This window comes from Methylobacterium isbiliense (genome assembly GCF_022179325.1).
Lineage (GTDB): Bacteria > Pseudomonadota > Alphaproteobacteria > Rhizobiales > Beijerinckiaceae > Methylobacterium > Methylobacterium isbiliense.
Map to the genome: position 1 here is coordinate 51,451 of NZ_BPQQ01000015.1, position 12,749 is coordinate 64,199.

The window sequence follows — 12,749 nt, forward strand, 5'->3', positions numbered from 1 at the left end:
TGGCGACCGCTTTTGCGAAATCTGCTTAGGCCGGCAGAACGACCACCTTCGTCTTGACCGGCGTCCGGGCGTAGAGGTGGATCATGTCCTGGCTGAGCAGGCCGACACAGCCGCTCGTGATGCCGCTGCCGATCGATTCGGCATCGCTGCTGGCGTAGATCGTGTAGAGCGTATAGGCGCCGTTCTGGTAGAGATGCAGGGTGCGGGCGCCGAGCGGGTTGTCGAGGCCGCCCGGCATGCCGCGGGCGTACTTGGCGGTCTCGGGCTGACGCCGGATCATCTCCTTGGGCGGCGTCCAGGTCGCCCATTCGGACTTGCGCCCCACATAGGCGTCGCCGCTCCACAGGAACCCCTGGCGGCCGACATTGGCACCGTAGCGGGTGGCGGTGCCATCGCCCTCGATGCGGTAGACGTAGTACTGGCCGGGATCGACGATGATCGTGCCGGGCGCTTCCTTGGATGCGTAGCGGACCGTCCGGCGATAGTATTTCGGATCGACCTTGCTGACATCGACGGCCGGGATCGGGAATTTCTCGTCGGGGAGCGGCCCGTAGAGCTTCGCCGCCTCGGCCAGGAGCAGGCCGTCGGAGGTCGCGCAGCCGCCCAGCCCGAGCGCCCCGAGGCCGACGGCCGAGCCGGCCAGAAACGACCGGCGGCTGAGAAGCCGCGCCCGACGCCCGGGCAGAGCGACCCCGTCCAGCTCGCCGGCCTCGGCATGTCCGCCGTCCATCATCATGATCCTCGACTTCCCAATTCCTGCGACAGTTCCTGCGGGCCGATGGGGCCACACCCCGGCCTGCACCCGCCGGGGCTACGGCCAAGCTGAGAGTGCCGGGACCCGGCGTGCCTGGCAAGCGCGTCCGGTGCGGCTTGGCCTGGGCCGCGCATCAGCCCCTCGCTCACCGCTCCGGCCGTGCCGCCTGGGGCGGTCCTCCGGCGCCGAAGAGCTTGCGCAGGAAGCCGGGGGCGATGGCCGAGAGCGGGTTCACGCTGACGTTCGGCGCGCTCATCATCCCGGAGACCTGGAAGTTGATGCCGAACAGGCCCTCGTTGGAGCCGCCACCGAGCAGCGGCCCGAAGATCGGCACGTGCGAGACGACGTTGTTGAGCCCGTAGAGCGGCACGAAGGTGCCGGCAATGTCGGTGCGGTTGCGCCCGGTATCGAGCCAGCCCCGCAGGGTGAAGCCCATCGCGGGCCCGGAGATCGCCGCCTCCGAGACCTCGATGCGGGTTCCGGTGCGCACGAAATCGGCCGAGAGCCGGTCGAAGCCGACATCGTTGACCTCCCGCCGCCCGCTCTGGTTCAGGTGGTCGTCGCCGCCGGGATCGCCCTGCGCCATGATGCGCCCCAGCGCCGGCTCGTCGCGCAGCACGAAGGAGCGGATCTGAACCGCGCCGCTCTGCGGCCCGTCGTTCATCGTGGTCTGCAGCTGCAGGCGCCCGCCATACATGCGCCGGTAGATGTCGAGGAAGCGCAGCACCGCCCCCGCATCGCTCGACTCCGCCGAGAGCACCGGCGGCGCGCCCCGCTCGCCGCGGGCCACCTCGACGGCGACCGCCGCACCCTTCAGCCGGCCCTGGATCCGGCCCTGCCGCAGGTCGTCGCCGCGCAGCGACAGGCGCAAGGACGCATTGGTCAGCGCCTCGTCGTTGAAGCCGGTGAGGATCGCGAAGCTGAGATCCGCCTCGACCTCCTTCCCCGGCCCGTCCTTGCCCTTCCTGCCCGGCCCGGTGAGGGCCTTGAGGAAGGGCCGGGCATCCGCCACGCCGCCCCGCAGGGTGACCTTGTAGGCGCCGCCGCTGCGCTCCACCTGGCCCCGCACGTCGTCGCCGGGCGAGAGCTTCAGGCTGGTGAACTCGGCCCGCTCCAGCGTGCCCTCCTGGCCCACCACCGCGCTGCCGCGCGCCTGGACGGTGCCGGATTCGAGCACGATGTCGCGCAGGTCCATCCCGTTCGCGGTTTCGGTGAGCGCGAAGCTCAGCTTGCCGGGCTTGCCGGCCGCCTTGGTCCAGCCCGGGACGAGGCCGTCGATGGAGGCCCGCGAGAGGTCGGCCTCGACCCGTGCGGTGGTGCGGCCCGGCCGGCCGATCGGCACGACGAAGCGGGCCGGCACCGGGCCGGCGAGCGCGGGCGCGGCCGGCAGCCCCCGCCGCGCCCGGGCCGCGTCGTCGAGGGTCAGCGTGACCAGCGCCTCGCCGGGGCTGCCGGCCTTCGGCTGGTGCAGGTCCACGCTCATCGGCGCGCCGGCGAGCTTCGCCTCGCCCTTGAGGCTGAAGCCGGTGCGGTCGTACGCGATGGCGAAGCGGCCGTTCTCCAGCCGGTCCTTGCCGACGAGCTTGTCCACCGTGACGTCGGTGAAGCTGCCGCTCGCCGTCACCGGCAGGTCGGCGATGTCGGGCACGCGGTCGAGGTTCAGGGGGAAGTCGACCCGCAGGTCCGCCTGCCCCTTCACCCCCGCCGGGTCGATCTCGGTGCTGCTCAGGCCCCGGAACAGCTTGGCCTGCAGCAGCGAGGCGACCGCGTCGGTGCCGCCGACAAGGCGGAAGCCGATCTGGGCGGTGACGTCGTGCGGGACCGCGTCCTTGATGACGAAGGACCCGTCCTGAAGGCCGAGCAGGCGCCCGTCCGGCATCCGGATCTCGGCGGTGGCGCCCCGGATCGTGGTGTTGCGCCCGGTGACGAGGCCCGAGACGCGCCCGCGCGAGAGCGGCGGCGCGTCGGGCGAGATCACGAGGCCGCCCTCCGCGATCGCGAAGGCGATGCGCACCGCGCCGTCCGGCATCGGATCGCCGCGGGTGGCCGCCGCGAACTCCGCCATCGTCATGTCGACCGTGATGTCGAGGCTCTCCAGCCGGCCGGCGCGCAGGTTGTCGACGAGGTAGGTGCGGATGGGCGGCGCGATGTTCTCGGGCCACAGCCGCAGGGCGCTGCGCCCGTCCGTCTGCGCCGCCTGGATGCGCAGCGTCAGGCCGCCCTCGTCCTGGCGCGTGCCGAAGGTGCCCGAGACGCTGCCGCTCGCGGTGGGGCCGGCGACCGTGAAGGCCTCGACGGAGACGCCCTCGTCCCGGCCCGAGAGGCGGGCCTCGATGCTGTCGATCCTGACCGGCGGGTCGCCGGCGGTGGCGCCCCGCAGCACCGCGTCGCGGCCCGTGAGGCGCGCGGTCCAGGCCGGGTCGGCACCGTTCTGGCCCGCCACCCACTCGCCCGCGAGCCGCACCGCGTTGCCCCCGCCCCGGTAGTCGACGGCGTCGAGCTTGAGGGCGCGGCGGGTCTCGTCCCAGCTCGCATCCACCGCGACCGCCTCGATGGTGACCGGGTTGAAGTCCTTCTCCTCGATCAGGAGGCTGCCCTCGCTCGACCGGAGCGCGAGCGTCATCGTGTCGACCCGGGCGCCGTGCAGCGCGACGCTGGCGCGGCCGGACAGCTTGAGGTCGGTGGTGAGCGGCAGCCGCGACTGGCCGGAGAGGAGCAGGAGGTCCGAGACCGGCAGGTCGTCGAGGGTCAGGACGCCCCGGCGCAGCCCGCCCGCGGCCTGTTCCACGTCGCCGCCGAAGCGCCACGCCCCGTGCGGCCCGAGGATGCGCATCTCGAACACCCGCGCCTCGCGCAGGGCGTCCCGGGTGAACAGGCCGTCGACCTTGGGGAAGACCGCGCGGTCGACGCCGGCATCGTCCGTGAGGGTGAGCCGGGCGTTGGTCAGGCGGGCGCGGTCGAGGGTGCCGAACACCCCCGCGGAATCGAGCACGAGGCTGAAGATCGACGCGACCGTGGCCGAGATGGGCGAGACGGTGCCGCGGGCCGCGTCGACCGTGGGCGGCGTGCGCGGGCTCGTCTCGGTCGGGTCGGCGGAGGCCGCGATCGAGCCGTCCCGGTGCACCACCGCCCGCAGCTGGAGGTCGCGGAACTCCACCGAGCGCGGCTGCACCGACAGGGTGAGGAGCGCCGGCAGGTCGATGCTGACGAGGGCGAGCGGCGCCCGCACCACCAGGGCGCCCTCCGGGTTGCGGATGTCGAGCCCCGTGGTGCGCAGCGCCAGCGCCCCCTCGCGGTCGATCTCGATGGCGCTGTCGCGCAGGGTGACCTGCCAGCCCGGCCCGAGCCGCGCCGCGATGGCGCCGGTGAGGCGCGGCTCCAGCCACGCGACCCCCACCGGCCCGCTGGCGAGGCGCAGATACGCGAGCCCGGCGCCGAGCCCGACCAGCAGCGCGGCCGCAAGCTTGAGCACGAGCACGCCCCTGACGCAGCGCCGCAGCACCGACGGCCGGCCCGGCGGGCAGGCCGCGCCGGGCGGTGCGGGAGGGGTCGGATGAGCCTGATCCATGCCTGCCGTCGTTGCGGGCCGCCTGCCGGTGATTCGACAGCGTCGGTCCAGTCCGGTTACCGAAGGTTAACGCCGCGTCCGCATGCCTCAAGCCGGCCCGTTCGGTGCCGCGGCAGCCTTGTGCGCCGTCGGGCACCGTTGCGGGTCTCGGTCCCATGAGGCACACCATCAATCGGCCGAAAGGAAGGCACGATGCCCCTGAACCCCGGCGATCCCGCCCCGGATTTCACCCTGCCCGCGACGGGCGGCACCGTCAGCCTCGCCGGGCTCAGGGGCCGCAAGGCGGTTCTGTACTTCTACCCCAAGGACGATACGAGCGGCTGCACGCTGGAGGCCCAGGCCTTCAATGCGCTGGCGGAGGCCTTTGCGGCCGCCGACACGGCGGTGATCGGCGTGTCGCCCGACTCGATCAAGAGCCACGAGAAGTTCAGCGCCAAGTACGGTCTCGGCTTTCCCCTCGTGTCCGACGAGACGAAGGCGATGCTCGACGCCTACGGCGTCTGGGCCGAGAAGAGCATGTATGGCCGCAAGTACATGGGCGTCGAGCGCACCACCGTGCTGATCGACCGCGACGGGACCGTGGCGCGGATCTGGCCGAAGGTGAAGGTCCCGGGCCATGCGGACGAGGTTCTGGCCGCGGCCCGCGCCCTCTGAGCCGATGGGCCTTCCCCCGGTGAGGCGGAAGGCCGCGTCGCCCGCCACGACGGCGGCCCCGATCGCGGCCAGCGTGTCGAGCGCGACCGCAATGGAGCCGGGCAGCACGACCTGAAGGGCGATGCCGCCCGCGGCCGGATCCAGGACTTGCGGGACGAAGGCCAGGGAGCGGGCGGCGATCTTCGGGATCGGCGCCGCGACCAGCAAGGCCTGTTGATCTTCTATAGGACGCCCCGGGAGGCGTCGTGGACGGGCCGGCCGGCGGCTCCTCCGGGCAGCAGACCTGCCGCGCCGCGGACTGGACTGATGCTGCCTCTGAGTTTGGGAGTTCCTTAACCTTAACGGGCCAGTCTCCGCTCCATTCCCGGAACGGCCCGATGCCACAGCCCTCCCCCCTTCCCGGCACGTCCCCCCGCCCTCCCGCCGCTCCTATCGTCTACGTGGTCCGCCGCCGGACCGTGGCGGCGGCCGGCCTCGCGGGCCTGACCCTCGCCCTCTGGGCGAGCGCGGCCAGCTGGGCGCTGGTCTTCCGCGACGAGACGCTGGCGCGGATCACCGCCCGCGAGCGCAGCCTGCACTACGCCTACGAGGAGCGGGTGAGCGCGCTGCGCGCCCGCCTCGACCGGGTCGCGACCCAGAAGCTCCTGGAGCAGGACGGGGTCGAGACCCGCATCGCCGAACTCGCGAGCCGGCAGGTCGCGCTGGAGAACCGGCAGGCGATGCTGGCCGGGCTCGCCGAGCAGGCGGGCGAGACACCCGATGCGCCGCCCGTGACCGGCGCCCTGCCGGCCCGCGGCGTCCCGCAGAAGCCCGTGCCGGTCCCGCTGCCGAACCCCGAGGCGCTCGGCCTGCGCACCGAGGCGGCGCCGGTTCCCGTCCCGCTCGGGCCGGTGAGCCGTGTCGCCGGCCTGGAGACGGCCCTCGCCGGAATCGCCGCGCAGCAGAGCCTGACCCTCGACCGCATCCTGCAGCGCAGCCAAGTCGAGGCGTCGCGGCTGCGCCGGGTGATGGCCGAGGTCGGTCTCGATCCAGGCCGCTTCGCGCCGGCGCGCGGCGGCGGCCTCGGCGGCCCCCTGGTGCCGGTGGGCAGCGGCCCCTTCGAGGCGGCCGTGACGCTCGCCCAGCGCAGCCTCGGCGAGCGCGACCAGCTGCGGCGGATCCTCAAGGGCCTGCCGCTGCAGCGGCCGCTCGCCTTCGACGGCGGCCTGTCGAGCCATTACGGCTACCGGGTCGATCCCTTCACCCGGGGCCTCGCGCTCCACACCGGCATCGACCTGCGCGCCGAGTCCGGCGCCCCCGCCCAGGCGGCCGGGGCCGGGACGGTCACGGCGGCGGAGTATTCCGGCGGCTACGGCAACATGGTCGAGATCGACCACGGCCACGGCATCGTCACCCGCTACGCCCATCTCTCGGCGATCGGCGTCGCGCCGGGCCAGAGCGTGGCGGCGGGCCAGGTCGTGGGCCGCGTCGGCTCCACCGGCCGCTCCACCGCCCCGCACCTGCACTACGAGACCCGCATCGACGGCGAGCCCGTCGACCCGCAGCGCTTCCTGCGGGCGAGCGCGCGGCTGTTCGCGGCGCGCTGATTCCCCTCAGTCGATGTCGTCGACCGCCTCGCCCCCGCCATAGACCCGCTGGGCGAGCGAGGCCTCGATGAAGGGGTCGAGTTCGCCGTCGAGCACGTCGTCGGGGCTGGTCGATTGCGCGCCGGTGCGCAGGTCCTTCACCAGCTGATAGGGCTGCAGCACGTAGGAGCGGATCTGGTGGCCCCAGCCGATCTCGGTCTTCGAGGCGGCCTCGGCATTGGCCTTCTCCTCGCGCTTCTTCAGCTCCAGCTCGTAGAGCCGGGCGCGCAGCATGTTCCAGGCGGTGGCCCGGTTCTTGTGCTGCGAGCGCTCCTGCTGGCAGGCCACCACGATCCCGGTGGGGAGGTGGGTGATGCGCACCGCCGAATCGGTGGTGTTGACGTGCTGGCCGCCCGCGCCGGAGGAGCGGTAGGTGTCGATGCGGCAGTCCGATTCCTTCACCTCGATGGTGATGCGGTCGTCGATGACCGGATAGACCCAGACGCTGGCGAAGCTGGTGTGGCGGCGCGCGTTGGAATCGTAGGGCGAGATGCGCACGAGGCGGTGCACGCCCGACTCGGTCTTGAGCCAGCCATAGGCGTTGTGGCCCTTGATCAGGAGCGTCGCGCCCTTGATGCCGGCCTCCTCGCCGTCCGACCACTCGACGATGTCGACCTTGTACTTCCGCCGCTCGGCCCAGCGCGCGTACATGCGCTGGAGCATGTTGGCCCAGTCCTGGCTCTCGGTGCCGCCCGCGCCGGCATGGACCTCGAGATAGGTGTCGTTGCCGTCGGCCTCGCCCGCGAGCAGGGTCTCGATCTGGCGCCGCGCGGCCTCGGCCTGCACGGCGCGGACCTGCTCCTCGCCCTCGCGGATGCTGGCCTCGTCGCCCTCCATCTCGCCGAGTTCGATCAGGGTGGCGGCGTCGTCGAGCCCCTGCTCCAGGCGCCGGATCGACGCGATCGCCTCGTCGAGGTCGTTGCGCTCGCGCATGACCTTCTGGGCCGCCTCCGGGTCGTTCCAGAGGTTGGGGTCCTCGGAGGCCGCATTCAGCTCGGCCAGGCGCTTGTCCGCGGTATCCCAGTCAAAGATGCCTCCTCAGCAGTCCGATCGACTGCTTGGCGGCATCCGAGAGTTGCTCGATCTCGGCGCGCATCAGGTGTGACGGTCGTTGGAGAGGTGGGCGGGCTTGATAGCCTCCCGGGCGGCGGCTGTAAACGGCGGGCTCAGGCCTCGGGCCGGGCGCCCACCAGCACGCGGATGTCGCCCTCGCGGCAGTGCCGCTCCATCTGCGGCTCGGCGAAGCCCAGGTCCGAGACCGCGTAGCCGTGCCGCTCCAGGAGCGCGCGGACGCGCCCGCTCGGCGCCCCGTAGCAGCCATGCGTCTCGACCGCGACCACCCGGGGGCGGATCGTCATGCGCTCGAGGATCGGCACCTCCGCGCCCTCGCAGTCGAGTTCGAGCACGTCGGCGGGCGGAAGGTCCTCGGGCGGCACGACGGTGCGGGACGGGGCCGCGCCGTAGACGCGGATCGGCGCGCCCACCACCGCGTGGTGCAGGCGCACGCGGGCCGAGACGCCGTTCGCCGCAAGCGTGCGGGCGGTGGCGGCGATCCCGCCCGGGTCGCCCTCGTAGCAGGTCACGGACCCGGCCTCGCCCGCGGCGAGCGCCGCGACCGCGGTGGTGATGCCGTTGCCGGTGCCGATCACCGTCACGGCATCGCCCGGCCGCACCGCCGCGCGCAGCGCCGTCACGAGGCCGTGCTCGAAATCCGGCATGTCCTGGCGCACCAGGGCGGCCGGCAGCCAGCGGTCGCCCCAGGCCCGGTGCAGGCCGGTGGGCAAGCCGGCATAGAGGACCGGCTCGGCCCGCGGCAGCAGGCGGCGCAGGCTGCGGTCGTAGAGCACGGCCGCGACCTTGGCGGCCACCCCGGCCGCCCCGCCCTGCGCGCGCAGGAAGGCGAGCTTCTCGCGCACGTCCCGCAAGGCCGCGAGCGCGGACATCGGAAGCCCGGTCAGGAGGCGGACCGCAGCGGCGCCGCTGCGATGCCGATGCCGAGCGCCTTCATGATCGCCAGCGTCGTTTCGAGGGTCGGGTTGCCGTTCCCCTCCAGGGAGTGACGGACATCCTCCGGAGAGAGGCCCATCTTGCTGGCCACGCGGTCCAGGCCCGCCGCCCGCGCAGCGATGCCGAGAGCGGTGGAGATGTGGCGGGCGTCGCCCGTGTCGAACGCATCGGCGAGGAAAACGGCGATCGCCTCATCCGATTGCAGCATGTCCGCCAAATCAAGATCCGCGAGCCGTTCAAGCATCATCGTCATTCCATTCGGCGGCGAGCCGCAAAGCTGTCCGGATATCCCGGTCCTGACTCGATTTGTCGCCGCCACAGAGGAGCACGACGATATCCGATCCGCGCCATTGAAAGTAGACCCGATAGCCTGGGCCGTAATGAATTCGCAGCTCATGGACACCCTGGCCGACGGGCGACGCGTCACCTGCCAAGCCGTTGGCCAATCGCAACAGGCGAGCCGCGATATGGGCCTTGCTCGGGTGTCTGCGAGCCGCCGCTCCCACCGGCGGAACGTCTCGGTCTGCGTCAGGCGCGGCACGGAGGAACCTCATCAAGGGGCCGTTAGGGCGGGCCCGGAGTGGTCCGCAAACCGTCACCTCGATGCGGGAGGGAGCAACCGCTTCCCTCGTCCGCTCAGTACAGCCCGCCCGCCTGCGCGGCCCGGTCGCCGTCCGGCGGGGGCGCGCCGGGATAGCCCGGCTGGGCGGCCGGCGGGGCCGAGTAGCTGTCGGGCGGCGCGGTGCCGGGCTTGAACGCCTCCAGGATGCCGCCCTCGCCGCCGCCCGCGCGGGTGCCCGACGCGAGGTTGACGCGGATCAGCTTGATGCCCGGCGGCACCCGGAACGGGGTCGGCGGCTTGTCGGCGAGGGCGGCCTTGAGGAAGTCGCGCACGACCGGCGCCGCGAGACCGCCGCCGGTGGCCCGGTCGCCGAGCGAGCGCGGCTTGTCGAAGCCGATATAGACGCCCACCGCGAGGTCCGGCGAGAAGCCCACGAACCACGCGTCCTTGGCGTCGTTGGTGGTGCCGGTCTTGCCCGCGAGCGGCTTGCCGATCTCCTTGAGGATGGTGGCGGTGCCGCGCTGGACCACGCCCTCCATGATCGAGACCATCTGGTAGGCGGTGAGCGGGTCGAGCACCTGCTCGGACTCGTCCACGAGCTTCGGCTCGTCCTGGCCCGACCACTTCTCGGCGTCGCAGCCCAGGCACTTGCGGTTGTCGTGCCGGTAGATCGTCTCGCCGGTGCGGTCCTGGATGCGGTCGATCAGCGTCGGGCGGATGCGCCGGCCGCCGTTGTCGAGCATGGAATAGGCCGTGACCATGCGCATCACGGTGGTCTCGCCGGCGCCGAGCGACATCGGCAGCACGGGCAGCATGTCGTCGTAGACGCCGAAGCGGCGGGCGTACTCGGCGATCAGCGGCATGCCGATGTCCTTGGACAGCCGCACCGTCATCAGGTTCTTCGAGTGCTCGATGCCGTAGCGCAGGGTGTGCGGCCCGCCCGACTTGCCGTCGTAGTTCGAGGGCGTCCAGGCCTCCTGGCCGGGGCCGGCCTCGATGGTGATGGGCGTGTCGAGGACGATCGAGGAGGGCGTGTAGCCGTTGTCGAGGGCCGCCGCGTAGACGATCGGCTTGAACGAGGAGCCGGGCTGGCGCAGGGCCTGCGTGGCGCGGTTGAACTCGCTCTCGTCGTAGGAGAAGCCGCCCACCATGGCGTGGACGCGGCCGGTATGCGGGTCCATCGCCAGGATGGCGCCGGAGACCTCGGGCACCTGCCGCAGGCGGTAGGCGGCATTCTGGCCGTCCATCCGCTCGACGTAGACCACGTCGCCCGGGCTCAGCACGGTGTTGATGCCCCGCCCGGTCCAGCGCACGCCGTCGGCCGCGATGATGCCGGTCTCGCGCTCGCGGCCGACCGCACCCGAACTCTCGCGCCGGGGCTGGAGGCCGATCTGCGCTCGCCCGCCCGCGACCTCCAGCACCACGGCGAGACGCCAGGGCTGCACGTCGCCGAGTGCGGGCACCTCCGACACCGCGAGGCCCCAGTCGCGGCCCGCGATCTCGATCCGCTTGACCGCCCCGCGCCAGCCGCGCGCCTGATCGTAGCGCACGAGGCCGTCGACCAGCGCCTTGCGGGCCTGCTGCTGCATCTTCGGGTCGAGGGTGGTGCGCACCGAGAGGCCGCCCTCGTAGAGCTTCTTCTCGCCGTAGCGCTCGGAGATCTCGCGGCGCACCTCCTCGGCGAAGTAGTTCGCGCTGGCGGTGTTGGGCGAGATGGTGCGCGGGTTGACGCCCAGCGGCAGCTTGCGCTCGGCCTCGGCCTCCTCGCGGGTGATGTACCCGTTCTGGGCCATCAGGCCGATGATCTCGTTGCGGCGCGCCAGCGCCGCCTGGGTCTTGCGGTAGGGATGGTAGTTGTTCGGCCCCTTGGGCAGCGCCGCGAGGTAGGCCGCCTCGTGGATCGTCAGTTCGTGCACCGACTTGCCGAAATAGTCGAGCGCGGCCGCCGCGATGCCGTGCAGGTTGCGGCCCGGCACGATCGTGCCGAGGAAGATCTCGTTGAGATAGAGTTCGAGGATCTTGTCCTTCGAGTAGGTCGACTCGATGCGCAGCGCGATCAGCGCCTCGCGGATCTTGCGGTCGATGGTCTGCTCGTTGGTGAGCAGGAAGTTCTTGGCGACCTGCTGGGTGATGGTCGAGGCGCCCTGCTTCTTGCCGCTCTGCGCGTTGGTGACCACGGCGCGGACGATGCCCTCGGGATCGATGCCGCCGTGCTTGTAGAAGTTCTTGTCCTCCGCCGACAGGAAGGCCGCCACGACGATCTTGGGCATTGCCTGGATCGGCAGGTAGAGCCGGCGCTCGCGGGCGTACTCGGCGAGCAGGCTGCCGTCGGCGGCGTGCACGCGGGTCATCACCGGCGGCTCGTAATTGGCGAGCGCGGCGTGGTCCGGCAGGTCCTGCGAGTACTTCCAGTAGAAGTAGCCGCCGATCGCGGCGCCGACGACGAAGACCATCGCGGCGATGCTGAACAGGAAGCCGAAGAAGCGAAGGATGAAGCGCATCCGAACCCGATCCGTCGATGATGAGCCGCCGGCGGCGGAGGGCCGCGCCACGGTCAGGATACCCCGTTCCCGCCGCTTCAGCGAGGGCGTGCGCGGTCGCGCCGCCATCGGGCGGTGTAGCAGGGAATCGCGGCGCCGACGGCGCCCATCCACACGGGATCTATGGTGAAACTGGGGCGGTCGACGCCGCGCGGCGCGCCAGGGTGGGATTCGGCCCGGGCGGGGTGCGGCCGGCGAAGAAGGTCTCGATCGCCCCCGCCATCTGCTCGGTGACCCGGGCGCGCCACTCCTCGGAGAGCAGCAGGTCGAGGTCGCGCTTGCTCGACAGGTAGCCGAGTTCGACCAGCACGGAGGGCACGTCGGGGGAGCGCAGCACCCGGAATCCCGCTTCGCGGTGGGGCTTCGTGCTCAACTCCATCACCCGGCCGAGCTGGCCGAGCAGGCCTTGCGCGAAGCGGGCCGAGAAGCCGCGGGTCTCGCGCAGGGTGAGCTCCTGGAGGATGTCCGTGACGTCGCCCGGCCCCTCCGCGCTGTCGGCGCCCGCCGCCTGGTCGGCCTTGTTCTCGCGGTCGGCGAGGCGCGCCGATTCGGCGTCGGTGGCCTTCTCCGAGCCGGTGTAGATGGTGGCGCCGCGCACCTGCGGCGCCGCCGAGATCGAATCGGCGTGGATCGACACGAACAGGTCGGCCTTCGCCTCGCGGGCGATGCGCACCCGATCGGCGAGCGGCACGAACACGTCGCCGTCGCGGGTCAGGCGCACCCGCACCCGGCGCCCGTCCTCCAGCCGCCGCGCCAGCTCGCGCGCCACCCCGAACACGATGTCCTTCTCGAAGGCGCCGTTGGCCGCGATGGCGCCCGGATCGGTGCCGCCGTGCCCGGCATCGACGATCACGAGCGGCCGGGTGTCGCCGGGCGTCGGCGCGAGCGCCGCGGGGGTCGGGGGCGGTTCGGGCGCCACGGCGGCGCGGCGGAAACCGTCGCGGTCGGTCCGGGCGAGGTCGATCGTGAGCAGCGTCGCGCCGTCCCGCGGGCGCGGCGCGCTCGCCACCGTGACCCGGGTGGCGAGCGCGCCGCGCCC

Annotated in this window: 10 protein-coding genes; 2 read left to right on the plus strand and 8 right to left on the minus strand. The window is 72.4% G+C overall.

All coding sequences use genetic code 11. The annotated features are described in order from the left end of the window. Positions 1 to 25: 25 nt before the first annotated feature. On the minus strand, positions 26 to 736 hold the full coding sequence (locus MFF61_RS06535) for a L,D-transpeptidase (RefSeq protein WP_238234269.1): 711 nt from the start codon (positions 734 to 736) through the stop codon (positions 26 to 28). A 163-nt stretch (positions 737 to 899) separates the two neighbouring features. Further along, complete coding sequence (locus MFF61_RS06540) at positions 900 to 4,322, minus strand: DUF3971 domain-containing protein (RefSeq protein WP_238234270.1); 3,423 nt, start codon at positions 4,320 to 4,322, stop codon at positions 900 to 902. Between the two features lie 192 nt (positions 4,323 to 4,514). On the opposite strand from MFF61_RS06540, the gene MFF61_RS06545 reads away from it, so the two are divergent. After that, the gene (locus MFF61_RS06545) at positions 4,515 to 4,976 is read left to right on the plus strand and encodes a peroxiredoxin (RefSeq protein WP_238234271.1); all 462 of its coding nucleotides are present in this window, start codon (positions 4,515 to 4,517) and stop codon (positions 4,974 to 4,976) included. A gap of 377 nt (positions 4,977 to 5,353) precedes the next feature. Continuing rightward, positions 5,354 to 6,562, plus strand: coding sequence for a M23 family metallopeptidase (locus MFF61_RS06550; protein WP_238234272.1), 1,209 nt, complete (start codon positions 5,354 to 5,356; stop codon positions 6,560 to 6,562). Positions 6,563 to 6,568: 6 nt separating this feature from the next. On the opposite strand, the gene prfB is transcribed toward MFF61_RS06550, so the two are convergent. From prfB to MFF61_RS06580, 6 genes are all read right to left on the minus strand, one after another. After that, a protein-coding gene (gene prfB, locus MFF61_RS06555; RefSeq protein WP_238234273.1) for a peptide chain release factor 2 occupies positions 6,569 to 7,697 on the minus strand; the annotation gives its coding sequence in 2 pieces (ribosomal slippage) (positions 6,569 to 7,627 and positions 7,629 to 7,697; 1,128 coding nt in all). Between the two features lie 70 nt (positions 7,698 to 7,767). Continuing rightward, complete coding sequence (locus MFF61_RS06560; protein ID WP_238234274.1) at positions 7,768 to 8,544, minus strand: SAM-dependent methyltransferase; 777 nt, start codon at positions 8,542 to 8,544, stop codon at positions 7,768 to 7,770. Positions 8,545 to 8,555: 11 nt separating this feature from the next. Beyond that, positions 8,556 to 8,861 carry an addiction module antidote protein gene (locus MFF61_RS06565; RefSeq protein WP_306423382.1) on the minus strand — a complete coding sequence of 102 codons (306 nt, stop codon included), beginning with the start codon at positions 8,859 to 8,861 and terminating at the stop codon, positions 8,556 to 8,558. Beyond that, positions 8,845 to 9,162 (minus strand): type II toxin-antitoxin system RelE/ParE family toxin, encoded by a 318-nt coding sequence (locus MFF61_RS06570; RefSeq protein WP_306423383.1) that lies wholly within the window; start codon positions 9,160 to 9,162, stop codon positions 8,845 to 8,847. Before MFF61_RS06570 ends, MFF61_RS06565 begins: the two co-directional genes overlap by 17 nt. Before the next feature lie 82 nt (positions 9,163 to 9,244). Further along, positions 9,245 to 11,671 carry a penicillin-binding protein 1A gene (locus MFF61_RS06575; RefSeq protein WP_238234276.1) on the minus strand — a complete coding sequence of 809 codons (2,427 nt, stop codon included), beginning with the start codon at positions 11,669 to 11,671 and terminating at the stop codon, positions 9,245 to 9,247. 160 nt (positions 11,672 to 11,831) lie between these two features. Next, positions 11,832 to 12,749: N-acetylmuramoyl-L-alanine amidase family protein (locus tag MFF61_RS06580; protein WP_238234277.1), on the minus strand; the 918-nt coding region annotated here is incomplete at its 5' end.